Below are 22,737 nucleotides of genomic sequence, written 5' to 3' on the forward strand. Positions count from 1 at the left end.
CACCCGGGGCTACGCGCCCAGTACCCGGACCGCCGCGGCGCGCGCCTCCGCGGGATCGCTCGTGGCGAGCACGTCCTCGGCGGCACGACGGCAGTCGTCCAGCGAGACCGATCCCACCTTCGCACCCACACCGGATACAGCGGCACCTGCGCAGGACAGCGACGTGACCCCGAGTCCGATCAGCACGCAGGCGAGCAGCGGGTCGGCGGCCGCCTCGCCGCAGACGCCGACCGGTTTGCCCGCCGCGATGCCCGCCTCGGCCGTGCGGGCGACGAGCGCGAGGACCGCCGGTTGCCAGGGGTCGGTGAGCGATGCCAGGTCGGAGGACATCCGGTCCGCGGCCATCGTGTACTGCGCGAGGTCGTTCGTGCCGATGGACAGGAAGTCGACGTGGCGCAGAAGACGGTCGGCCAGAAGCGCGGCGGCCGGTACCTCGACCATCACGCCGGGCACGAGTCCGCGAGCGCGGACCTCCGCCGCGAAGGATTCGGCCTCGGCGGGCGTCGAGATCATCGGTGCCATCACCCACGGCTGCGACTGCGTCTGCTTCGCCGCGGCGGCGACGGCGTCGAGTTGCCTGCTGAGGATGCCCGGATTCTGTTCGGCGATCCGGATTCCACGGACCCCGAGTGCCGGGTTCGCCTCTTCGGCGTGGTTGGCGAAGCGCAGCGGCTTGTCCGAACCCGCGTCGAGCGTCCGGATCACCACTTTCCGGCCGGCGAACGCGTCGAGCACCTCGCCGTAGATCTCGGCCTGCTCGTCGACACCCGGCTCGGAATCGCGGTCCAGGAAGCACAACTCGGTGCGGAACAGTCCGACGCCCTCGGCGGCGGTCGTGGCTGCCGACCGCGCACCGGCCCCGTCCTGAACATTGGCCAGAATCGACACGGAATGTCCGTCGCTCGTGCGGCCGGGCCCCTCCCACGACTGGATGCGGATCCGTTCGGCGCGGCCGTGTTCCACGGCGGCGCGGGCCTCCACGGGGTCCGGTTCGACGACGAGTTCGCCCGCCGAGCCGTCGAGGAGGACGGGGGTGCCCGCGACGACGGATTCGAGGTCACGCACCGCGACCACACACGGAATGCCCAGCTGCCGCGAGATGATCGCGGTGTGGCTGGTGGGGCCGCCGAGGACGGTCACGAGTCCGACGATCAGCTCGGGATCGAGGCCGGCGGTGTCGGCGGGCGCGAGGTCCTGGGCGCACAGGATCGACGGTGTCGAGGGCACGGGGATACCTGGTTCGGACAGACCGAGGAGTTCGGACACCACGCGGTCCCGGATGTCGCGCAGGTCGGTCACGCGTTCGGCCATCAGCCCGCCCATCTTGGTGAACAGGGTGGCGAACTGCTCGGTGGCCCCGGCTGCCGCCTCCTCCGCCGGGGTTCCACCGGCGATCAGCTTCTGCGCGGCACCGAGCCAGCCGCGGTCGGCCGCCATCGCCGCGTTCGCCTGCAGCACCTCCGCCGCGGCGCCGGAGACGCTCGCCGCGCGGTCGCGGAGTCGTTGCGACACCACGGCGGCCGCTTCCTCGAAGCGGACCTTCTCCGCGTCGCGCGACACCTCGTCGATCCGGGCCGATCCGGATGCGACCTCCGGCCGCGGAGCCGGCCAGATCACCGGCGCGTAGGCAATGCCCGGTACCACCGGCGTACCTCGCACGATTTCACGGTTTTCGGTCATCGGGTCCTCCTGGCCGGTTCGTTCTGTCTTCGCACAGTCGGAAATGCGAATCGACTATGTGACGGAGATTACTCTCAACTCTTGACATGTCAACACACTCGGGCGTAAAACAACATGACACAACATTTCGTGTGATGCAGACCATAACGGATCACATCACCGAACACTTCATCGACGAGAACAGGAACGGGGTCACGGTGTATCCGGAAGAACGCCAGCAAGCGGTCACCACGCTGATCTCGCAGCGGGGTCGCATGTCGGTCGCGGACCTCTCCGACACGTTCGGCGTCACCACCGAGACCGTGCGCCGTGACCTCGCTCTACTCGAGCGTCTCGGCCACATCCGCCGCGTGCACGGCGGCGCGGTGCCTGCGGGGTCCCTCACCGTCACCGAGCCCGGCATGACGGAGCGCGACCACACCCGCGCCGAGCAGAAGGACCGGATCGCCAAGCGCGCCGCCACCTACCTGCCGCCGTCCGGTGGCAGCGTGCTGTTCGACGCGGGAACCACGACGGGGCGCATCATCCCGGAACTCCCGTCCGATCTGGACCTCACCGTGATCACCAACTCCGTGCCGATCGCCGCCCGGCTCGCGGGGCTCAATTCGGTGACGCTCCACATGCTGGGCGGCCGGGTGCGCGGCATCACGCAGGCCGCCGTCGGCGAGGAGGCGCTGCGGATCCTCGACGTCCTCCGCGTCGACGTCGCGTTCATCGGCACCAACGCGCTCAGCGTCGGCCACGGCCTGTCCACACCGGACACCGAGGAGGCTGCGGTCAAGCGCGCGATGGTCCGGTGCGCCAACCACGTCGTCGTGGTCGCCGACTCGTCGAAGGTCGGCCGCGAGCACCTCGTGAGCTTCGCCCCCATCCACAGCGTCGACATCCTCGTCACCGACGCCGATATCAGTTCCGCAGACCGAGCCCACTTCCACGACCAGGGAATCGAGGTGGTGATCGCATGATCGTCACGCTGACCGCCAATCCGAGCATCGACCGCACCGTCAACCTGGTGGGGCGCCTCGAACGAGGAACCGTCCTGCGCGCGGCCGCCACCCACAGCGACCCCGGCGGCAAGGGGGTCAACGTCGCCCGCGCGCTCACCTCGGCCGGTGTCGCCGCTGTCGCCGTACTCCCCGGCAACGAGGGCGATCCCCTGCTCACCGCCCTGTCCGAGCACGGGATCGAACACGTGACCGTGGCGACGTCCGGTCCGGCGCGCACCAACATCACCATCACCGAACCGGACGGCACCACCACCAAGGTCAACGAACCCGGCGTCGCGATGTCGGCCGAATCCCTCGCCGATCTGCAGTCGGAGATCATCGAGCGCGGGTCCAGGGCCGAATGGGTGGTGCTGTCCGGGTCGCTTCCCCCGGGCATTCCCACCGACTGGTACGCCACGCTCGTCGAGGCTTTGCGCTCGGCGCCGTGCAGGGTCGCCGTCGACACGTCGGACGCTCCACTGCTCGCGCTCGCGGACCGGTTCCCCGCGGCCGCTCCCGACCTCGTGAAACCGAACAGCGAGGAGCTCGCGCAGCTCACGGGCGCCCACGGGCAGTTGCTCGAGGAGTCCGCGCTGCGCGGGGACCCGACGGCCACCGCCCATGCCGGCAGGCAACTCGTGGACCGCGGGGTCGAAGCCGTCCTCGCGACGCTCGGCGCCGCGGGTGCGGTTCTCGTGACCGAGGCCGGCGCGTGGTGGGCCACGCCACCACCGATCGTCGCCCGCAGCACGGTCGGCGCCGGCGACTCGTCGCTGGCGGGCTACCTGGCAGCACACATGTCCGGTGCAACGCCCGCCGACTGCCTCCGATCCGCCGTCGCCTACGGCAGCGCGGCGGCAGCCCTCCCCGGCACCACCCTGCCGACCCCCGAACACGTCGACATCGACGCCGTCACTGTCACCGCTCTCAGCTCCCCCGCCCCCGATCCGGCCTGAACAAGAAGGAAACACCATGTCTCACTCGACACCCGACCGCGATTCGGGGCCGCAGATCATCAGCGAAGATCTGATCTCCCTGGACACCGACCTCGGAGCCTCCAAGGAGGACGTGATCTCCGCGCTCTCCCGGCGTCTGGCCGACGCCGGTCGCGCCACCGAGGCGGACGCTCTCCGCGACGCCGCACTGGCGCGTGAATCACAATCGGCGACAGGACTTCCCGGTGGGATCGCGATCCCCCACTGCCGTTCGGAAGCCGTTGTGGCGGCGTCCCTCGGATTCGCCCGGCTCGCCCCGAAGGTCGACTTCGGCGCCCCCGACGGACCCGCAGATCTGGTGTTCCTCATCGCCGCACCCGAAGGTGCGGGCGCGGAGCACATGAAGCTGCTCTCCTCACTCGCGCGGGCACTGGTGCGCCCCGCCTTCGTCGGCGCCCTGCGTGATGCGAAGACCCCCGCCGAGATCGTCACCCTGGTGAACGACGTCCTGGCACCCGCACCCGCCGCCACACCGGCTGCCGCGGCCCCCGCCGCCGCGGCTGCGGCAGCCCCTGAGGCGGCCGCCGCGGCCCCGGCTCCGAAGCCCGAACCGGTCGCCCCGGAGAAGGAACCCGAGCCCGAAGTGGGACCGAAGCACATCGTCGCGGTCACGGCCTGCCCGACCGGCATCGCCCACACGTACATGGCGGCCGACTCCCTCGTCGCCGCCGGCGAACGCGCGGGGGTCGTCGTCCACGTGGAGACGCAGGGTTCGAGCGGAAGCACACCGCTGGCACCCGGAGTGATCGCGGGCGCATCCGCCGTCATCTTCGCTACCGATGTCGGGGTGAAGGGCAAGGAACGCTTCGCAGGCAAGCCGGTGGTGGCGTCGGGCGTCAAGCGTGCCATCAACGAGCCCGACACCATGATCACCGAGGCACTGCGCGCGGGCATGAACCCGTCCGCGGCCATCGTGGACGCGGGTAGTGCCGGCAGCGCGGCGGACGAGCCGGCCGGATCGATCGGCTGGGGCACCCACCTGCGTCAGGTGCTGCTCACCGGTGTCAGTTACATGATCCCGTTCGTCGCCGCCGGCGGTCTGCTGATCGCCCTCGGCTTCCTGCTCGGCGGGTACGAGATCTCCGGTCCCGCGGAGGACATCGTCCTCAGCAACTCCCTCGGCCAACTCCCCGAGGGTGGCCTGGCGACGTACCTGGGCGCGGTGCTGTTCCAACTGGGTTCGCTGGCGTTCAGCTTCCTCGTGCCCGCTCTGGCCGGCTATATCGCCTTCGCCATCGCCGACCGGCCCGGTCTGGCGCCGGGCTTCACCGCGGGTGCCGTGGCAGTCTTCGTCGGCGCCGGATTCATCGGAGGCCTCGTCGGTGGTCTGATCGCCGGTGTCGTCGCGCTGTGGATCAGCCGGATCCCGGTTCCCCAGTGGTTGCGCGGCCTGATGCCGGTGGTGATCATTCCGCTGTTCGCGACCCTGATTGTCGGCGCCCTCATGTTCCTGGTCCTGGGCCGTCCGCTCGCCTCGATCACGTCGGGCCTGACGAACTGGCTCAACGGTCTGTCCGGCAGCTCCGTCATCTTCCTCGGCATCATCCTCGGCCTGATGATGTGCTTCGACCTCGGTGGCCCGGTGAACAAGGCGGCGTACGCGTTCGCGGTGGCCGGTCTCAACGTCAACGATCCCGCCTCGCTGCGGATCATGGCGGCCGTGATGGCTGCGGGCATGGTCCCGCCGCTGGCGATGGCTCTCGCGTCGACCGTCCTGCGTCCCAGTCTGTTCAGCGAGGCGGAACGCGAGAACGGCAAGGCGGCCTGGCTGCTCGGTTCGGCGTTCATCTCCGAAGGTGCCATTCCGTTCGCCGCCGCCGACCCGCTGCGCGTCATTCCCTCGATGATGGCCGGCGGCGCCGTCACCGGCGCCCTGATCATGGCGTTCGACGTCACCCTCAGCGCACCGCACGGCGGAATCTTCGTCTTCTTCGCCATCGGCAACCTGCTGTGGTTCCTGGTGGCGCTGGCCGCCGGTGTCGTCGTCGCCGCACTGTGTGTCGTCGGCGCCAAAGAATTCATCAAGCCCGGCGCGTCCGACGCCGAACTCGACCCCGACGTTGCGACAGTCGCAGCGTAAGAGAAACAGATCGACCCGCTCGACCCGCATCAAACCCACCGACAGAGGAGAGAGTCCATGCCCAGCACCACAGTCGCCGTCGGTTCGTCCATCGGCCTGCACGCCCGTCCCGCCGCCGTCATCGCCGAAGCGGTTGCCGCCGCCGGTGTGCCCGTCACGCTTGCCGTGGCGGACGGCGAACCCGTGGACGCCGGTTCCGCACTGCTCATCATGACGCTCGGCGCCACCAAGGGCACTGACGTCACGGTCACCAGCGACGACGCCGACGCCGTCGAGAAGGTGGCCCAGCTGGTGGCGGCCGACCTCGACGCCTGACCGGTTTCCGGCCGTCAGCCGGTGAGGCCCAGCTGACGGCCGGTCCAGTCCATCTCCTGTTCGAGCGCCGCACCCCAGGTGGCGCCCTCGTGGCCACCGGGGAGCTCGTAGTACCGCACGTTCAGACCGGCCGCCCGCGCGGCAGCGAACATCCGCTGCTGCTGCGGGCGGTATTCGTCGTCCGCCGCCCCGGCGACGAACACCCCGGTCAATTCCGGGAACTGCCGCGTCCTCAGCACGTCGACCGGATTGACCGCCGCGAACGCACGCTCGTCGCCGGCGAACGTCGCCGCGACCGTCCCCGCGTGATCGCCCAGCGAGGGCTCGTCCTGACCGAGGAAGTCGAGAAACGTCGGGTAGATCGCCGGATAGTTCACAGCCAGCTGGATCGAACAGGTTCCCCATAGGAGAATCCGCCGATCGCCCACTCCGCAGGATCATGCGACACCTGCAGAGAGTTCTCGATCCACGCGGGGACGTCACGGGCCACGTAGGTGGCGGCGTTGCCCAGCGCCGAATCCAGGCAGAGCGGATTCGCGTCCTGCGCCCCCAGTGCGTCGACCACCACGACGACCGGCGCGAGGCCGTCGTGCCGCGCGGCATACGCATCCACCGTGGACCCCAGTCGTCCGCTGCTGAACCAGTCCTGCGGGCGCCCGGGCTGTCCCGCGATCATGACCATGACGGGGAGCACGGCGCGGGGTGACGTCAGGTATGCCGGCGGCAGATACAGCACCGCCGGCCGGGCCGGGAATCCGGATTCGGTGCCCGGGATCTCCACTTCCGTCACCACACCGGAGCCGGGTGTGCGCACCGGACGCGTCCACACCGAGTCCATCGGGGTTCCTGCCTGCACGGCGCTCTCGAACCCGGGGACGTCACCGAACGACACCGGCTCGACGACCGTCGGCGCGCGGTGTCCCACCAGCGAACCGACGGTCGGGAAGACGCCGACCTCCGCATTGACCTGCCCCACCGCCGCGGCCGCGACCACGGCACCTGCCGTCCCGACCGCCGCGGCGCGCCGGACACCGGGTTTGCGGAGCAGGATGGTGGCTGCGAGTACGAGGGTGCCGACGGCGAGCCAGATCCACGCGTAGCCCGCCGGCGGTATCTGATTGGGAAGCGGCCGGTACCGCGCCCACACGGCTGCCCCGATCACCGCGGTCACGGGCACCGCGACCGCGGCGGCGCGGAGGATGGGTGCCCGGGCGGAACGCGACGCCGCGAGCATCACGACGACGCCCGCCACCACGGCGACGGTCGATGCGATCTGGGCGCGACCGTGCTCGAGCGACAGGTGGGCGATACGCGACAACAACTCGTGGGCGTGCACCCCGCCAGTATTCACACCGCGTCGGCCACCGAAAGAATTAGGCTCGCAACATTTCCCGCAAAACAGACCTATCGGGCACGGCGGCGGATCAGGAAGCCGGCGACGACCACGAGCACGACCGCGCCGCCGGCGATGCCGATCCCCCACACCGTTCCCGGCGACTGCGCCGACGCCTCGTCGGCGGCTGTCCGCGCGCGGGCCTGCTCCTGCACCCTCGACACCGCCCCGGGCAACGTCTGAATCGGCGGAACGGGCCCCTCCCGCGCCTCGGAGGCGATCAGCAGGTCGCCGTTCTCGGTGAACGCGATCGACTCCCCCTGCGGCTGCTGCGGCACGTGTGCGCGCACCACGGGCCCCGCGGCGAACGCGGCGGCCAGGTCGCCGTCCGGGGCCGAGAACAGGAACACGTCGGAGTAGCTGCGGACGGCGGCCACGGTTCCGTCGGCGGACACGGCGCCGCCGGTGAACATCGTCGAATGCAGGGCCGGGGCCGTGGTGCCGCTCCCGGTGGTGGCGTCGTCGGCGCCGTTCGTCTCCGCGACGTCCAGCGTCCCCACCTTCTCGAGCGGGGTCGGGCCGGGGCTCGCGAGGTCACCCACGACGGCACCCCCCGCAGGCCGGTACACGCCGCCCGCCCCGACCACTTCCTTCGTGACGATCAGCGGGGTGCCGTCGCGCTGGACGAGAACGGTCTCCGCGTCGTGCGGGCCGTCCGGATACGTCAGTCGATACAGTTCTCCCGCACCGGTGTCGCGGTCCATCGCGATCAGTGCCACCGTGTCGCGGCGGCGTCCGTTGTCGCCGGTGTCGGCGAGCCACAGCCAGCCGTCGGGGCCGGACGCCATGTCCTCGACGTCGTACGGATCGACCGGCAGCGGAAGCCACCGCTGCACGGCGCAGTTCCCGTCCATCACCGCGACCGCGCGATCGGAACCGCTGTCACCGACCGCGTAGAGCAGTCCCCCCGCCGACACGAGCCCCGACAGCTCTTCCAGCGAGGCCTCGTCGGGGGTTCCGGCGGCCGAATCGTCGGGAGTGCAGAGCGGACCGAACTCCGACGCGTCGACTGCCGTCTGATCGCGGAAGAACGGCTCGGCCGATCCGGCGCCCGCCGCCGCGAGCGGTGTGCACGCGGCGAGGACTGTAACCGCGACACGGAGCGACCACCGTGAGCGGTCAGGCACTGCCGTTGTACTGAACCAGTGCCGACGCCAGCGCCTCGGGCACCCGCGCGTGGACGCGCGTGCCGTCCTCCTCGTGGGACGAGTCGAGGATCTGTCCGTCCGAGTGGATCCGCGCCATCAGATCTCCCCGGTTGTACGGGAGGAGCACGCTGACCTCGATCTCCGGGCGGATCAGGACGTCGCTGAGATGCGCGCGCAACTCGGCGATGCCTTCCCCGGTCCGGGCGGAGACGAATGACGCGCCGGGCAGCAGGCTGCGCAACTGGGTCAACGTGACCGGGTCGGCCGCGTCGATCTTGTTCACCACGATGAGCTCCGGCGGCGCTGCGGCGTCGTTCTCCCGGATAACCTCGGTGATCACCTCGTGGACGGCCCTGATCTGATCCGTGGGCAGCGGATCGGAGCCGTCGACGACGTGCAGCAGCAGATCCGCGTCCGTGACTTCCTCCAGCGTCGAGCGGAACGCCTCGATCAGCTGCGTCGGCAGGTGCCGCACGAACCCGACGGTGTCGGTGAGGACGTACTCGCGGCCGTCGTCCAGCGCCGCCCGCCGGGTGGTGGGATCCAAGGTGGCGAACAGCGCGTTCTGCACCAGCACCCCGGACCCGGTCAGCGCGTTGAGCAGGCTCGACTTGCCGGCGTTGGTGTAGCCGACGATCGCGATGGACGGGGTCTCGCTGCGCAGTCGCCTGGTGCGTTTGGTGTCGCGGGCGGCCTTCATACCCTTGATCTCGCGGCGCAGCTTCGCCATCCGCTCCCGGATTCGCCGGCGGTCCGTCTCGATCTTGGTCTCACCGGGACCACGCAGACCCACGCCGCCGTTGCTGCCGGCGCGACCACCCGCCTGCCGGGACATCGATTCACCCCAGCCACGCAGTCGGGGCAGCATGTATTCCATCTGGGCCAGCGCCACCTGCGCCTTGCCCTCCCTGGACGTCGCATGCTGAGCGAAGATGTCGAGGATGAGGGCCGTCCGGTCGATGACCTTGACCTTGACGACCTTCTCCAGCGCGGTCAGCTGGGCGGGAGTCAGTTCACCGTCACAGATGACGGTGTCGGCGCCGGTCGAGAGGACGACCTCACGGAGTTCCTCGGCCTTACCGGAACCGATGTAGGTGGCAGCGTCGGGTTTGTCCCGCCGCTGGACGAGGCCCTCGAGGACCTCGGACCCGGCGGTCTCGGCCAGAGCCGCGAGCTCGGCCATGCTGGATTCGGCTTGTGCCGCGGTACCCTGCGTCCAGACACCGACGAGCACCACGCGTTCGAGGCGCAGCTGTCGGTATTCGACCTCGGTGACGTCTGTGAGCTCGGTGGAGAGCCCGGCAACTCGGCGCAGCGCGCTGCGGTCCTCGAGTTGCATCTCGCCGACCGAAGGGCGCCCGTCGTCATAGGCGAACTCAGTGGAGTCGGAGATCGGCGATTCTTCTGTGCGATGTGTTTTCGTCATACACCCTCATGATCCCACGGAATGTCGAGGGAGCGCACGTGCATTTCGCGCAGGGCGATCAGGCGAGGCCGTTCCACCAGCCGTCGTCGAGGGTTCCGGACGCCACCAGGACGGACGGTCCGCGCAACGTCGCCCGGCCGCCGGACACCGCCACAGTGACCTGACCACCGGGAATACGGACGTTCACCTCACCGGAGTCGGCACCGTCGAAGCGCAGCGCGGCGGTGGCCGCGGCCACCGTGCCGGTGCCGCACGACCGGGTTTCGCCGACCCCGCGCTCGTGCACCCGCATGTCCACGGCACCGGAATCGATGCGGGTGAGGATCTCCACGTTGACGCCGTGCGGGAAGAAGCCGGGGTCGAACCCGGGTGCGGCCGTCAGGTCGAGGGCCGACAGGGACGCCGCCGTGAGGTGCGCATCGACACACGCCAGGTGCGGGTTGCCGACGTCGATGCCGATCCCGTTGAAGACCTTGCCGTCGATGGTCGCGGCACTGGTTCCCAGATCCCGCACCACACCCATGTCGACGGTGACCTCACCGAAGGCGCCGTCGGCCGAGTGCACGATCACCGGTTTGCCACCGGCCCGGCTGCCGACCACGAACTCGTCGCGGGACTCGAGCCCTGCCGCCCGGAGGTAGTGGGCGAAGACGCGGACGCCGTTGCCGCACATCTCCGCGATCGACCCGTCGGCGTTGCGGTAGTCCATGAACCAGTCGTCCTCCGACGTGCCGTCGGGGAGTTCGGCGAGCACACCGGCGCCGGCCAGCGCACCGGCCTTCGCGACGCGCAGGATTCCGTCGGCGCCGAGCCCACGCCTGCGATCGCACAGCGCCGCCACCCGCGGAGCGGACAGGTCGATGCGGACATCGGGATCCGGGAGGACCACGAAGTCGTTCTCGGTGCCGTGTCCCTTGCTGAAATCCATGCGCACCACTCTAACCAACGGTCGAGCGGGTGCGGTTCATCTACGCTGCCGGGCGATTTCGTAGAGGGCGACGGCGCCGGCGGAGGGGGCGCCGAGGGAACTCGCGGCACCCCCGATCGGGATGTTGACCACCGTGTCGCAGCCGTCGCGCCACGCGGCGCTCATCCCGCGGGTCTCGTTGCCGATCACGAGCACAGTGCCGCCGCCGAAGTCGTGGGCGTCGATGGTGACGGAGCCGGTCTCGTCGGTGCCGACGATGTGCAGGTCGGTTCCGGACGCACGCCGGGCGTCGCGGAAGGCAAGGATCTCGTCGACGGACGAGACCGTGACGACGGGCATCGCGAAGAGGGATCCGGTGGAGGCGCGGACACTACGGGGGTCGAACGGATCTGCGCCGTGGCCGACGACGACGACCGCGTCGGCGCCGAACGCGTTGGCGGAACGGACGAGGGTGCCCAGATTTCCGGGTGAGGCTGGCCGGTCGAACACGACGATCAGGGGGACGGACTGCAGTCGCAGGTCCTTCAGTCGCGGGGTTCGTGTCTTCGCAATGGCGATCAGTTCCGGCGCGGTGGTGGTGGTCTTCTCGCCCAGTTCGGCCATCAGTTCGGCACTGACACCGATCTGTTCGACGGACCGGGTCTCGAGCAGTTCCCGCGCCCAGTCGGACAGTGGCGGGCCGTCGATGCGGTGCAGCAGCGATTCGATCGGCCAGTCGTGTTCCAGCGCCAGGTTGAGGGGGCGGACGCCCTGGATCAGGAAGCGTCCCGCCTTCGTTCGCTTGGCGCGGTTGGTGAGGTAGGACTGCCACTGCTGAAAGCGGGCGTTGCGGGTGGTCACCAGCAGGGACGGGGCCGGACGGTTGCGTCCGGACGGTGCGCGGCTCATCGTTCTCCCATTCTTCGGGTCTCGCCGAGGGTGCGGATCGTGGTGTCCGCGAGGTCGGGGTCACTTCCGTCGACCCAGTGGATGCGGGTGTCGCGGCGGAACCACGACCGTTGCCTGCGCACGTAGCGCCGGGTGCCGATGAACGTGCGTTCCTGCGCCTCGTCGAGGTCGTATTCGCCGTCGAGCCACGCGAGGACCTGCGCGTAGCCGATGGCCCGGGGGGCGGTGACGCCCTCGCGCAGTCCCACGTCGATGAGCCCGCGCACCTCGTCGACGAGCCCGCGTTCGAACATGAGTCGGGTGCGGAGCCGGATCCGGTCGTCGAGTTCGGCGGTGTCCCGGTCGACACCGACGATGTGTGTGCCCCAGCGCGGTTCGCCGATGCGAGGGGCCGACGCCGCGAACGGCTTCCCGGTGATCTCGACGACTTCGAGAGCACGGACCAGGCGTCTGCTGTCGGTGGGGAGGATCGACGCCGCGGCCTCGGGGTCCACCCGGCCGAGTTCGGCGTGGACGGCCGCGACGCCCTTCTCGGCGAGGACGGCTTCCCAGCGCGCCCGCACCGACGCATCGGTGGCGGGGAAACTCCACTCGTCGAGCAGCGACTGCACGTACATCATCGATCCGCCGACGATGACCGGCACGGCGCCGCGCGCGGCGATCCCCTCCACATCGCGGACCGCCGCCTGCTGATAGTTCGCGACGGTGGCCGTCTCCGTCACGTCGAGCACGTCGAGCTGGTGGTGCGGGATTCCGCGGCGCTTGGCCGGGGCGAGTTTGGCGGTGCCGATGTCCATGCCCCGGTACAGCTGCATCGCGTCGATGTTGACGATTTCGCCGCCGAGACGTTCGGCCAGGTCCAGTGCGAGATCCGACTTTCCGGTGGCGGTCGGTCCGACGACGGCGATCGGCACGGGTGACGTCACGGACGCCACTCCCCCACGTGGTAACCGACTCCGTAGGGTGCTGCGCTGTACAGCGTCCGGCAGGATGCGGGCGGCGCGTCGAACACGCCGGCGAGCACCTGCCACGGGACGCGCCCGCAGATGCCGAGGGACTCGCACTCCGTGGGTTCGAGGGCCAGCAGCGCGTCGCGGTCGCCGGTGTCGAGCGCCGCGTCGATCCTGGCCTGCACGCCTTCCGCGCGCGGGTCGAACGCGCCCGGCGCCTTCGCCGTGAGGGTGTTCGCCCCGTCCGCGACGATCACCAGCCCCCGCGGCTCCGGGTCCCGGTCGAGAAGCGTGCGCAGTTCCGCGCCGTAGGCGGCGCACTGCTCCGGGGACAGGTCGGCGGCGAGGATCCGCGCGTCGACGACGGCGTCCGGCGCGCACGTCCCCCGGATCCACCCGGCCGTCAGCGCCGCGAGCGGCAGGTCGGGGTCGGGATCGCCTGCCGGACCGGGCCGCAGCGCGATCCGCACGTCGACGCCGTAGCCGCGGTAGGTGCCCTGGGCGTCGGGCCGCACCTCCACCGCGGCGGGTGCCGCTCCGACCGCCACCCACTCGGTGGCGAGCGCGGACAACGCCTTCGCCGCTGTCTGGACCGCGTCCCGCAACGGCGCCGTCTCCGCAGCGGCCGCCCCGGTCAGTTCGGGTACCAGTAGCGGTGGGGACGGCACGAGGATTGCGGCGGTGAACACACAGTCACGCTAGTCGACCGTCCGAGCGGACCCGACATCCGATTCGGGTGCTGCCGTCAATCGGTATCAACGCGGACCGTCCGACCTGATTCAATAGTCCACAGGGCCCGTACCGGGTTGAATGGAGCCAGCACCCGTCCCGGGTCGTATGGAGCCAGTATTGCGTTCAGGCAGCCGTGACGCGCGGCAGAGATGAGGAACCGATGACCGACAGCAGCGACGCGAAGCCCGCCGTGGAGCCTGCCGCTCAGCAGCAGAACACACCGAAGTCCAGCGTCCCGAAGCCCGGTGCCGCCGCGAAACCGGGTGCACCCAAGCCCCACCCGACACCGACACACGCCCTCTCCGCCCCCGCCGTCGCCGCCCCCGCCCACAGCGACCCGAGCAAGTTCGGCCGCGTGGACGACGACGGCACCGCCTGGGTGAAGACCGCGGACGGCGAACGGCAGATCGGGTCGTGGCAGGCCGGAGACGCGGCGGAAGGTCTGGCGCACTTCGGTCGGCGCTTCGACGATCTGGCAACGGAAGTGGCACTCCTCGAGGCCCGGCTCACCTCCGGCGCGGGCGACGCGAAGAAGACCAAGGCGGCAGCGCTCGCGCTCGCCGAATCCCTCCCGACCGCGGCGGTGATCGGTGACATCGATTCACTCGCGGCGCGGCTCGACGTCATCATCGCCGGATCCGACGAGGCTGCGGCCCACGCCAAGCACGAGAAGGAACTGTCGCGGCAGGCTCACACCGAACGCAAGGAAGCACTGGCCGCCGAGGCGGAACAGATCGGTGCCGAATCCACGCAGTGGAAGGCCGCCGGTGACCGGTTGCGCGAGATCCTGGACGAGTGGAAGACGATCCGCGGGATCGACCGGAAGGTCGACGACGCCCTGTGGAAGCGGTACTCGAAGGCGCGGGAGGCGTTCAACCGTCGCCGCGGCGCCCATTTCGCCGATCTCGATCGCGAGCGCGCCGCCGCCAAGACCAAGAAGGAAGAGCTCGTCACCCGGGCCGAGGCGCTGTCCGACTCCACCGACTGGGGCCCCACGGCCGGAGCTTTCCGTGACCTGCTCGCCGAGTGGAAGGCCGCCGGCCGCGCACCGCGGGAAGCCGACGACAACCTGTGGAAGCGCTTCAAGGGCGCTCAGGACGTGTTCTTCGCCGCCCGCAACGCCGCGTCCTCCGAACGTGACGCCGAGTTCGAGGAGAACGCGGTCGCCAAGGAAGAGTTGCTGAAGAACGCCGGCCACATCGATCCGGCCAAGGACATCGACGCGGCGAGGGCCGCACTCCGCGACCTGCAGGAGAAGTGGGACGCCATCGGGAAGGTGCCGCGTGAGCGGATGCACGACCTCGAGGGCAAGCTGCGGGCCATCGAGAAGCGTGTCCGCGACGCCGCCGACGAGGAATGGCGCCGCACCGACCCGGAGGCCCTCGCCCGGGCCGCGCAGTTCCGTGAGCGGGTCACGCAGTTCGAGGAGCAGGCCGCCAAGGCCACCGCGGCGGGCAAGACGAAGGACGCCGAGAGCGCCCTCGCTCAGGCCCAGCAGTGGCGCGAATGGGCCGAGGCGGCCGAGGGCGCCGTCAGCGGCCAGTAGGTCCGATCAGCCGACGTTCCAGTCGCCGCGTCGCTCCGCTTCGGCGGCAGCGGCGCGGCGTTCCTCTTCCGCGGCCAGTTGCAGGGCGGTCCGGCTCCAGACCACCTTCAACCAGTGGAACGTGAGCACGATGACGGTGAGCCAGCCGATGATCAGGCCGATCCCCGGTCCGGCCGCCTCGACCCCGGGCGCCGGTGTCTGCCGCGACCAGATGGCGAGCATGCCGAACACGATCGACACGGCGGTCCCGGCGAGGGCCACCCAGGCGAGGGCCCAGCGGCGGGTGACGAGCGCCAGCATCGACACGACGACCCCGAACACCACCTCGAACCACACGAACAGCCGTGACGGCAGCGCGATCGTCTCCGCGCGGGCGTCGTCCCCGTACACCAGCACCTCCCAGCCGTTGGCGATGCCGGAGTGCGGCAACGTCAGCGAGCCGAGGAGCACGACCACCGCGACCGCGACGACGAGCGCACGCGCGCCGGGATCGATCTCGCCGGCCACCTTCTTCTCGGCGGCGTCGAAATCCTTCAGGTAACTCTCGATCGGCTCGCTCTCGGCACCCGAACCGTTGTCACCGGACCGGTTTCCGTCGTGCCGCTTGTCGTCGAACGGGGAGGTCATGCGTTGCATCCCATCTGGACGGGTAGTGGTGCGGGCGCACCGATCTGCGGCAGTCCGAGTCCCACGCCGATCGGCGGGGTCTTCGGGGTCACGCCCTTCTCGAAGGAGTCTCCCGCGCGGGTGCGGCGGTGGGTCAGGACCGGGGTGTCGGCGACGAGGTGGTGCGGGGCGGCGGCACTGACGACGACGGTGACGACGTCGCCGGGCCGGACGGTCCCGTCGAGATTGCCCTCGGGCCGGAAGTGGACGAGCCTGCCGTCGCGGGCGCGCCCGCTCATCCGGGCGGTCTCCGCGTTCTTGCGGCCCTCCCCGGCGGCGACGAGCAGTTCCACCTCGGCGCCGACGAGCTTCTGGTTCTCCTCGAGCGTGATCTGTTCCTGCAACGCGATGAGACGTTCGTACCGTTCCTGCACGACGGCCTTGGGCAGTTGCTCGTCCATCTCCGCTGCCGGGGTGCCGGGACGCTTGGAGTACTGGAACGTGTAGGCGCTGGTGAAGCGCGCCTGCCGGACGACGTCGAGTGTGTCCTGAAAGTCTTCCTCGGTCTCGCCCGGGAATCCCACGATGATGTCGGTGGTGATCGCCGCGTGCGGCATCGCGGTGCGCACCTTGTCGATGATCCCCAGGAACCGCGACTTCCGGTAGGAGCGCCGCATCGCCTTCAGCACGCGGTCCGAGCCGGATTGCAGCGGCATGTGCAGCTGGGGACACACGTTGGGGGTCTCGGCCATCGCCTCGATGACGTCGTCGGTGAATTCGGCCGGGTGCGGCGACGTGAAGCGCACCCGCTCGAGCCCGTCGATCTGTCCGCATGCTCGCAGCAGCGCGGCGAACGCGCCGCGGTCGCGGGGCTGGTCCGGATCCGCGAAGGAGACGCCGTACGCGTTGACGTTCTGCCCGAGCAGGGTGACCTCGACGACGCCCTCGTTCACCAGGGCCTGCACCTCGGCCAGGATGTCGCCGGGGCGCCGGTCGACCTCCTTGCCGCGCAGCGCGGGCACGATGCAGAACGTGCAGGTGTTGTTGCATCCCACCGAGATGGACACCCAGCCCGCGTACGCCGACTCCCGCTTGGCGGGCAGCGTCGACGGGAACGCCTCCAGCGCCTCGAGGATCTCGACCTCGGCCCGCTGGTTGTGGCGGGCCCGGTCCAGCAACGCGGGGAGCGAACCGATGTTGTGGGTGCCGAACACGACGTCCACCCACGGCGCCTTCTTCACGACGACGTCGCGGTCCTTCTGCGCCAGGCACCCGCCGACCGCGATCTGCATGTCGGGGTTCCGTTCCTTCGCCGGCGCGAGGTGGCTCAGGTTGCCGTACAACTTGTTGTCGGCGTTCTCCCGCACCGCGCAGGTGTTGAAGACGACGAGGTCGGGTGCCTGCCCCGCGGCCGCCTTCGTGTAGCCGGCGTCCTCGAGGAGCCCCGACAGCCGCTCGGAGTCGTGCACGTTCATCTGGCAGCCGTACGTGCGCACCTCGTAGCTGCGGTGAGGGGTCTGGTCGATCGTGTCCACGTATGCCAGCGTACGGCCCGCGCCAAATCGCCTCGTCGCGGCCGGTGTGCGCCCGGACACACGCCCGAAGCCGGACAGTAAAGTTTCCGTGACATCCCGAGGATTCTCGGAGCAAATGGCAGGTGCTCCCGCTCCCAACACATAGGGTCATCGACTATGACGCAAGCCGACGACGCGACGCCGACACCCTCCACGGGCGCGGCCCCGTCCATGATCTCGATGAAATCGGTGAACAAACACTTCGGCGCCCTCCACGTCCTCCAGGAGATCGACCTCGAAGTCCCTCGCGGACAGGTGGTGATCGTCCTCGGACCGTCCGGCTCGGGTAAGTCGACGCTGTGCCGCACCATCAATCGTCTCGAGCCCATCGACTCCGGTGAGATCGCGGTGGACGGCAAGGTACTGCCGGCCGAGGGCAAGGCTCTGGCGGCGCTGCGCGCCGACGTGGGCATGGTGTTCCAGTCGTTCAACCTGTTCGCCCACAAGACGATCCTCGACAACGTGATGCTCGCACCGGTCAAGGTGCGGAAGAAGAGCAGCGCCGACGCGAAGGCGAAGGCCTACGAGCTTCTCGAGCGGGTCGGCATCGCCAACCAGGCGGACAAGTACCCGGCGCAGTTGTCGGGCGGTCAGCAGCAGCGAGTCGCGATCGCACGCGCACTCGCCATGAACCCCAAGGTCATGCTGTTCGACGAGCCGACGTCCGCACTCGACCCGGAAATGGTCAACGAGGTCCTGGACGTCATGACCTCGCTCGCCAAGGAAGGCATGACCATGCTCGTGGTGACCCACGAGATGGGCTTCGCCCGCAAGGTCGGCCACCGGGTTCTCTTCATGGCCGACGGCCAGATCGTCGAGGACGCCGAGCCCGCCACGTTCTTCACCGCTCCCAAATCCGAGCGCGCGAAGGACTTTCTCGGCAAGATTCTCAGCCACTGACTCGAAGGGGCGCCGCTGCGGTGCTCTCTCGGTCGACCGTGCTCGACACGCAACACCCGTCATTTCAATTGGAGGAACTCGATGAGGATCAATCGCTCGATTCGCGTGGGAATCGGCGTCATGGCGCTCGCCGTCGTCACATCTGCCTGCGGCGGAGGTGAAGAGAAGAGCGCCTCCCAGAGCGCGTCGGAGGGCAAGCTGACGGTCGGAATCAAGTACGACCAGCCCGGCCTCGGATTGCGCAACCCCGATGGGTCCTTCAGCGGCTTCGACGTCGAGGTGGCCGAATACGTGGCCGGCAAGCTGGGTGTCGCGCCCGAGAACGTCGAGTTCAAGGAGTCCCCGTCGGCTCAGCGCGAGACGCTGATCGAGAACGGTGAGGTCGACTACATCGTCGCCACCTACTCGATCACCGACGCCCGCAAGGAGAAGGTCGACTTCGCCGGGCCGTACTTCATCGCCGGACAGTCGCTCCTGGTGAAGTCCGACAACACCGACATCACCGGCCCCGATTCGCTCAACGGCGGAAAGAAGCTGTGCTCGGTCACCGGGTCGACCCCGGCGCAGAAGGTCAAGGACACGTACGCGCAGGACGTGCAGCTGCAGGAGTTCGACACGTACTCCGCCTGCGTCGAGGCGCTGCGTAACGGTGCGGTCGACGCCGTCACCACCGACGACATCATCCTCGCCGGCTATGCGGCGCAGTACCCGGGCGAGCTGAAGGTGGTCGGCGAGCCGTTCACCGAAGAGCGCTACGGCATCGGCCTGGCCAAGGGTGACGACGAGACCCGCGCCAAGATCAACGACGCCATCGACGCCATGATCGCGGATGGCTCATGGGCGCGCGCGTTCAACGAGACAGTCGGCGCGTCGGGTTACCCGATCCCCGCCCCGCCGACCGTCGATCGGTACTGAGCAACTCACTCATCCGGGTCGGACGACTTCCCATTCGTGGAGTCGTCCGGCCCGGTTCGACACCAACCACCGGTGACCTGGGGAGACGGTAAGTGGACCTACTGAGCAAATACAGCGATCAGCTGATCGACGCGTTCTGGACGACGGTGCAACTCACCGCGTTCTCGGCTGTCGGTGCTCTGATACTCGGCACCATCCTCGCGGCGATGCGGGTGTCACCGATCCCGGTCGCACGTGGCGTCGGCACGGCGTACGTGACGATCTTCCGCAACACTCCCCTGACGCTCATCATCATCTTCTGCTCCTTCGGGCTCTTCCAGACGATGGGTGTCAAGCTCGCCCCCGAGCAGTCGCCGACGTTCTTCGAGGAGAACAACTTCCGGCTCGCCGTGCTCGGCCTCAGCGTCTACACCGCGGCCTTCGTCTGCGAGTCGTTGCGGTCCGGTATCAACACGGTGCACGTCGGCCAGGCGGAGGCGGGCCGGTCGCTCGGCCTCACGTTCTCGCAGAATCTGCGGTTGATCGTGTTGCCGCAGGCATTCCGCGCGGTCACCGCCCCGCTCGGCAGTGTGCTGATCGCGTTGACCAAGAACACGACGATCGCCTCGGTGATCGGCGTGGCGGAGGCGTCGCTGCTGATGAAGGAAATGATCGAGAACGAGGCGGCCATCTTCGTCGTCGGTGGCATCTTCGCGCTCGGATTCGTGATCCTGACCCTGCCGATGGGGCTTCTCTTCGGATACCTGAGCAAGCGATACGAGGTTGCACGATGAGCAATTCCGCCACCGTCCTCTACGACGCACCGGGCCCGAAGGCGAAGAACATCTATCGCCTGATCTCGGTCGTGGTCGCTGTCGCACTACTGGGAATCGGCTACCTCGTCTACGCCGCGCTCGACGACAAAGGTCAGCTGACCGCGGCGAAATGGGATCCGTTCCTCGAATCGACGTCGTGGACCACGTATCTGATCCCCGGCATCCGCGGCACCCTCGTGGCGGCCGCCGTATCGATCCTGTTGGCACTGATCCTCGGCGCGATCCTCGGCATCGGACGCCTCTCGGACCACCGGCCGGTGCGATGGGTGGCCGGCGGGATCGTCGAATTGTTCCGCGCCATCCCCGTGCTGATCCTGATGATCTTCTCGTACCAGCTGTTCGCCGAGTACGAGGTCTTCAAGTCGAAATACCTTGCGCTCGCCGCGGTCATCGTGGGCCTCACGCTGTACAACGGCTCGGTGATCGCCGAGATCGTCAGGGCAGGCATCAACTCGCTCCCCAAGGGGCAGAGCGAGGCCGCCATGGCGCTGGGTATGCGCAAGGGCCAGGTCATGCGGACCATCCTGCTTCCGCAGGCCGTCACGGCGATGCTGCCCGCGATCATCTCGCAGATGGTGGTGGCGTTGAAGGACTCCGCGCTCGGTTACCTCATCGGCTATGTCGAAGTGGTGCGGTCCGGCCAGCAGCTCGGTGCGTTCTACGGCAACTACCTGCCCGCCCTGATCGTGGTGGCGATCATCATGATCATCCTCAACTACACGCTCACCGTGGTGGCGACCAAGGTGGAGAAGCGGCTACGGGCCAGCAAGAAGGGCGGAGGCCCCGGGGGGGCCGTTCCCGAGCTTCCGGCGGTGTCGGTTCCGGGTATGGACATCACCGACAAGCGGTTGTGATCTGACGCGGGTGTGACATGACACTGCGGTCGGACGGAAACCCTGTTCCCGTCCGACCGCAGTGTCGTCTCGTCAGTGTTGTTGTCGTCTCGTGGTCAGGTCTCGTCGAACAGGCCGTCGGTTTCCGCACCGGCGCGATCGAGTTGTTCCTTGACCACCTCGAACGCCATGCCCTGGGGGAAGCCGCGGCGCGCGAGCATCGACACCAGCCGGCGGACCGCCCGGTCCCGATCGTCCGTGGACACCGTCCGCAGTTTCTTCGCGACCAGTTCGGTGGCTCGGGCTCGTTCGTCTTCGCTGTCGATCTGAGCGAGAGCTTCGGTGGCCTCCTCCTGACCGATGCCCTTGCGACGCAGTTCCAGTGCGAGCGCACGTTTTCCCTTGCCGGAGTACGTGTGCCGCGAATGCACCCACTGCTGGGCGAAGTCGGCGTCGTTGACGAGTCCGACCTCGGTGAGGCGATCCAGCACACGCTCAGCGATCTCGGCCGAGTAACCCTTCTTCGCCAGACGCTCGGACAACTCCGCTCGACTCCGGGCACGGTCAGTCAGAAGACGCAGGCACAAATCCTTGGCCTGCGTCTCCGTTCCACCTTCGCCCGTCGGACGCACGGCGGCGCCTTAGAATTCGACCGGGGCGGCGTCATCCGTAGCAGCAGTGACGTCGGCGCCGATTCCGAGCTTTTCCTTGATCTTCTTCTCGATCTCGTCCCGGATGTCGGTGTTCTCCAACAGGAACTTGCGGGCGTTCTCCTTGCCCTGTCCCAGCTGGTCGCCTTCGTAGGTGTACCAGGAGCCCGACTTACGGATGAACCCGTGTTCGACACCCATGTCGATCAGCGAGCCTTCCTTGCTGATTCCCAGGCCGTAGAGGATGTCGAACTCGGCCTGCTTGAACGGCGGCGCGACCTTGTTCTTGACCACCTTGACGCGGGTACGGTTACCCACCGCGTCGGTGCCGTCCTTCAGGGTCTCGATCCGCCGCACGTCGAGGCGCACCGACGAGTAGAACTTCAATGCCTTACCACCGGTGGTGGTTTCGGGGGAACCGAACATGACGCCGATCTTTTCGCGCAGCTGGTTGATGAAGATCGCGGTGGTGCCGGAATTGCTGAGCGCACCGGTCATCTTACGGAGCGCCTGGCTCATCAGACGGGCCTGCAGACCGACGTGGCTGTCGCCCATCTCACCCTCGATCTCGGCGCGCGGGACCAGAGCGGCCACGGAGTCGACCACGAGGATGTCGAGGGCGCCGGAGCGGATCAGCATGTCTGCGATTTCCAGCGCCTGCTCACCGGTGTCGGGCTGCGACACCAGCAGCGCGTCGGTGTCGACGCCGAGCTTCTGGGCGTAGTCGGGGTCGAGCGCGTGCTCGGCGTCGATGAACGCGGCGATACCGCCTGCCGCCTGGGCGTTGGCGACAGCGTGCAGAGCCACGGTGGTCTTACCCGAGGACTCCGGGCCGTAGATCTCGACGACACGGCCGCGGGGCAGCCCGCCGATGCCGAGGGCGACGTCCAGCGCGATGGAGCCGGTCGGGATGACGGCGATGGGCTGACGGACACCTTCGCCCAGGCGCATCACCGAGCCCTTGCCGAAGTTCTTGTCGATCTGCGCCAGCGCGAGGTCGAGCGCCTTGTCTCGATCGTGTGCCTGTGGTGCCATCGTCGTCCCCATTCCTCGAGTCTCATCAGTGATCTGCGGTCAGGTTAGATCCGGGTACCGACAAGAACCGTGACCACCGAACATCTCCAGCATAGGGGAACGTGTGTTCGATATGCGCGGTCGGTCCGTTAGACACGCCGGATTTCTACCGGCGCTGCGGCGGGACGTCGAACTCCACGCAGAGTTCGCGCCACACCTCGCGGGGTTCCCGGCCGTCCTCGATAGCTTCGGCGGCGGTCTTGCCCCCGAGACTGAGCAGCACGTGGTCGACGAGTAGTGCGTCGCCGCGCATCTGCCCGAACTCTTCGCGGACGAGTTGGTGAAATTCGGTCAGTCGCACAC

The 22,737-nt window shown here is 68.7% G+C and carries 21 protein-coding genes and 1 pseudogene; 9 read left to right on the forward strand and 13 right to left on the reverse strand.

The window, feature by feature from the left end; translation table 11 throughout:
- Nucleotides 1-9 precede the first annotated feature (9 nt).
- Nucleotides 10-1,680: a phosphoenolpyruvate--protein phosphotransferase gene (gene ptsP, locus JVH1_RS02070; RefSeq protein ID WP_009480040.1), complete on the reverse strand. Its 1,671-nt coding sequence runs from the start codon at nt 1,678-1,680 to the stop codon at nt 10-12.
- 197 nt (nt 1,681-1,877) lie between these two features.
- Between ptsP and JVH1_RS02075 the strand changes: the two genes are divergently transcribed.
- Genes JVH1_RS02075 through JVH1_RS02090 form a run of 4 tightly spaced genes read left to right on the forward strand, consistent with a single transcriptional unit; the run spans nt 1,878 to nt 6,056 of the window.
- Complete coding sequence (locus tag JVH1_RS02075) at nt 1,878-2,645, forward strand: DeoR/GlpR family DNA-binding transcription regulator (RefSeq protein ID WP_029537508.1); 768 nt, start codon at nt 1,878-1,880, stop codon at nt 2,643-2,645.
- Complete coding sequence (gene pfkB / locus JVH1_RS02080; RefSeq protein ID WP_009480038.1) at nt 2,642-3,622, forward strand: 1-phosphofructokinase; 981 nt, start codon at nt 2,642-2,644, stop codon at nt 3,620-3,622. The genes JVH1_RS02075 and pfkB overlap by 4 nt, the downstream gene beginning before the upstream one ends.
- Before the next feature lie 16 nt (nt 3,623-3,638).
- Nucleotides 3,639-5,741, forward strand: a complete 2,103-nt coding sequence (locus JVH1_RS02085) for a fructose-specific PTS transporter subunit EIIC (protein WP_009480037.1) — start codon at nt 3,639-3,641, stop codon at nt 5,739-5,741.
- A gap of 57 nt (nt 5,742-5,798) precedes the next feature.
- Nucleotides 5,799-6,056 (forward strand): HPr family phosphocarrier protein, encoded by a 258-nt coding sequence (locus tag JVH1_RS02090; protein ID WP_005261132.1) that lies wholly within the window; start codon nt 5,799-5,801, stop codon nt 6,054-6,056.
- Between the two features lie 14 nt (nt 6,057-6,070).
- Here JVH1_RS02090 and JVH1_RS02095 read toward each other — a convergent pair.
- The 7 genes and pseudogenes from JVH1_RS02095 to JVH1_RS02125 form a co-directional block, all read right to left on the reverse strand.
- A pseudogene (locus tag JVH1_RS02095) lies at nt 6,071-7,392 on the reverse strand (alpha/beta hydrolase).
- Nucleotides 7,393-7,460: 68 nt separating this feature from the next.
- The gene (locus JVH1_RS02100; protein ID WP_009480034.1) at nt 7,461-8,576 is read right to left on the reverse strand and encodes a hypothetical protein; all 1,116 of its coding nucleotides are present in this window, start codon (nt 8,574-8,576) and stop codon (nt 7,461-7,463) included.
- Nucleotides 8,569-10,023, reverse strand: coding sequence for a GTPase HflX (hflX, locus tag JVH1_RS02105; RefSeq protein ID WP_009480033.1), 1,455 nt, complete (start codon nt 10,021-10,023; stop codon nt 8,569-8,571). The genes JVH1_RS02100 and hflX overlap by 8 nt, the downstream gene beginning before the upstream one ends.
- A 58-nt stretch (nt 10,024-10,081) precedes the next feature.
- Nucleotides 10,082-10,951, reverse strand: a complete 870-nt coding sequence (gene dapF, locus JVH1_RS02110; protein WP_009480032.1) for a diaminopimelate epimerase — start codon at nt 10,949-10,951, stop codon at nt 10,082-10,084.
- A 36-nt stretch (nt 10,952-10,987) separates the two neighbouring features.
- Nucleotides 10,988-11,839, reverse strand: coding sequence for an RNA methyltransferase (locus JVH1_RS02115; protein ID WP_009480031.1), 852 nt, complete (start codon nt 11,837-11,839; stop codon nt 10,988-10,990).
- Nucleotides 11,836-12,765 carry a tRNA (adenosine(37)-N6)-dimethylallyltransferase MiaA gene (miaA, locus tag JVH1_RS02120; protein WP_009480030.1) on the reverse strand — a complete coding sequence of 310 codons (930 nt, stop codon included), beginning with the start codon at nt 12,763-12,765 and terminating at the stop codon, nt 11,836-11,838. The genes JVH1_RS02115 and miaA overlap by 4 nt, the downstream gene beginning before the upstream one ends.
- Nucleotides 12,762-13,478: a class III extradiol dioxygenase subunit B-like domain-containing protein gene (locus JVH1_RS02125; RefSeq protein WP_009480029.1), complete on the reverse strand. Its 717-nt coding sequence runs from the start codon at nt 13,476-13,478 to the stop codon at nt 12,762-12,764. Before JVH1_RS02125 ends, miaA begins: the two co-directional genes overlap by 4 nt.
- 203 nt (nt 13,479-13,681) lie before the next feature.
- Between JVH1_RS02125 and JVH1_RS02130 the strand changes: the two genes are divergently transcribed.
- Nucleotides 13,682-15,067 (forward strand): DUF349 domain-containing protein, encoded by a 1,386-nt coding sequence (locus JVH1_RS02130; RefSeq protein WP_009480028.1) that lies wholly within the window; start codon nt 13,682-13,684, stop codon nt 15,065-15,067.
- A 6-nt stretch (nt 15,068-15,073) separates the two neighbouring features.
- On the opposite strand, the gene JVH1_RS02135 is transcribed toward JVH1_RS02130, so the two are convergent.
- Together JVH1_RS02135 and miaB are read right to left on the reverse strand one after the other, a co-directional pair.
- A complete protein-coding gene (locus tag JVH1_RS02135) occupies nt 15,074-15,694 on the reverse strand; it encodes a hypothetical protein (RefSeq protein WP_009480027.1) in 621 nt (206 codons plus the stop codon).
- Entirely contained in the window at nt 15,691-17,208 is a 1,518-nt protein-coding gene (gene miaB / locus JVH1_RS02140) for a tRNA (N6-isopentenyl adenosine(37)-C2)-methylthiotransferase MiaB (RefSeq protein WP_009480026.1), read from the reverse strand. The genes JVH1_RS02135 and miaB overlap by 4 nt, the downstream gene beginning before the upstream one ends.
- Before the next feature lie 210 nt (nt 17,209-17,418).
- Here miaB and JVH1_RS02145 point away from each other — a divergent pair, with 210 nt between their 5' ends.
- The 4 genes from JVH1_RS02145 to JVH1_RS02160 all read left to right on the forward strand — a co-directional run bounded on the left by JVH1_RS02145 (nt 17,419) and on the right by JVH1_RS02160 (nt 20,731).
- Nucleotides 17,419-18,147 (forward strand): amino acid ABC transporter ATP-binding protein, encoded by a 729-nt coding sequence (locus JVH1_RS02145; protein ID WP_011598564.1) that lies wholly within the window; start codon nt 17,419-17,421, stop codon nt 18,145-18,147.
- An 81-nt stretch (nt 18,148-18,228) separates the two neighbouring features.
- Nucleotides 18,229-19,062 carry a glutamate ABC transporter substrate-binding protein gene (locus JVH1_RS02150; protein ID WP_009480024.1) on the forward strand — a complete coding sequence of 278 codons (834 nt, stop codon included), beginning with the start codon at nt 18,229-18,231 and terminating at the stop codon, nt 19,060-19,062.
- 92 nt (nt 19,063-19,154) lie between these two features.
- Nucleotides 19,155-19,835 carry an amino acid ABC transporter permease gene (locus JVH1_RS02155; RefSeq protein ID WP_009480023.1) on the forward strand — a complete coding sequence of 227 codons (681 nt, stop codon included), beginning with the start codon at nt 19,155-19,157 and terminating at the stop codon, nt 19,833-19,835.
- On the forward strand, nt 19,832-20,731 hold the full coding sequence (locus tag JVH1_RS02160; RefSeq protein ID WP_009480022.1) for an amino acid ABC transporter permease: 900 nt from the start codon (nt 19,832-19,834) through the stop codon (nt 20,729-20,731). The genes JVH1_RS02155 and JVH1_RS02160 overlap by 4 nt, the downstream gene beginning before the upstream one ends.
- Before the next feature lie 95 nt (nt 20,732-20,826).
- On the opposite strand, the gene recX is transcribed toward JVH1_RS02160, so the two are convergent.
- The 3 genes from recX to JVH1_RS02175 all read right to left on the reverse strand — a co-directional run bounded on the left by recX (nt 20,827) and on the right by JVH1_RS02175 (nt 22,735).
- Nucleotides 20,827-21,342 (reverse strand): recombination regulator RecX, encoded by a 516-nt coding sequence (recX, locus tag JVH1_RS02165; RefSeq protein WP_009480021.1) that lies wholly within the window; start codon nt 21,340-21,342, stop codon nt 20,827-20,829.
- A gap of 9 nt (nt 21,343-21,351) precedes the next feature.
- Nucleotides 21,352-22,395 (reverse strand): recombinase RecA, encoded by a 1,044-nt coding sequence (recA, locus tag JVH1_RS02170; protein WP_005240749.1) that lies wholly within the window; start codon nt 22,393-22,395, stop codon nt 21,352-21,354.
- A 145-nt stretch (nt 22,396-22,540) separates the two neighbouring features.
- Complete coding sequence (locus JVH1_RS02175) at nt 22,541-22,735, reverse strand: DUF3046 domain-containing protein (RefSeq protein WP_005240748.1); 195 nt, start codon at nt 22,733-22,735, stop codon at nt 22,541-22,543.
- Between the last annotated feature and the right edge of the window lie 2 nt (nt 22,736-22,737).

The sequence above is a fragment of the Rhodococcus sp. JVH1 genome (assembly GCF_000280725.2).
GTDB classification, from domain to species: domain Bacteria; phylum Actinomycetota; class Actinomycetes; order Mycobacteriales; family Mycobacteriaceae; genus Rhodococcus_F; species Rhodococcus_F jostii_A.

Bases quoted from the DNA above. Each gene is read 5' to 3' on its own strand.
- ptsP (WP_009480040.1), bottom strand. From the start codon at position 1,680: ATGACCGAAAACCGTGAAATCGTGCGAGGTACGCCGGTGGTACCGGGC.
- pfkB (WP_009480038.1), top strand. From the start codon at position 2,642: ATGATCGTCACGCTGACCGCCAATCCGAGCATCGACCGCACCGTCAAC.
- JVH1_RS02085 (WP_009480037.1), top strand. From the start codon at position 3,639: ATGTCTCACTCGACACCCGACCGCGATTCGGGGCCGCAGATCATCAGC.
- JVH1_RS02090 (WP_005261132.1), top strand. From the start codon at position 5,799: ATGCCCAGCACCACAGTCGCCGTCGGTTCGTCCATCGGCCTGCACGCC.
- hflX (WP_009480033.1), bottom strand. From the start codon at position 10,023: ATGACGAAAACACATCGCACAGAAGAATCGCCGATCTCCGACTCCACT.
- dapF (WP_009480032.1), bottom strand. From the start codon at position 10,951: ATGGATTTCAGCAAGGGACACGGCACCGAGAACGACTTCGTGGTCCTC.
- JVH1_RS02115 (WP_009480031.1), bottom strand. From the start codon at position 11,839: ATGAGCCGCGCACCGTCCGGACGCAACCGTCCGGCCCCGTCCCTGCTG.
- JVH1_RS02130 (WP_009480028.1), top strand. From the start codon at position 13,682: ATGACCGACAGCAGCGACGCGAAGCCCGCCGTGGAGCCTGCCGCTCAG.
- JVH1_RS02135 (WP_009480027.1), bottom strand. From the start codon at position 15,694: ATGACCTCCCCGTTCGACGACAAGCGGCACGACGGAAACCGGTCCGGT.
- JVH1_RS02145 (WP_011598564.1), top strand. From the start codon at position 17,419: ATGATCTCGATGAAATCGGTGAACAAACACTTCGGCGCCCTCCACGTC.
- JVH1_RS02150 (WP_009480024.1), top strand. From the start codon at position 18,229: ATGAGGATCAATCGCTCGATTCGCGTGGGAATCGGCGTCATGGCGCTC.
- JVH1_RS02160 (WP_009480022.1), top strand. From the start codon at position 19,832: ATGAGCAATTCCGCCACCGTCCTCTACGACGCACCGGGCCCGAAGGCG.
- recA (WP_005240749.1), bottom strand. From the start codon at position 22,395: ATGGCACCACAGGCACACGATCGAGACAAGGCGCTCGACCTCGCGCTG.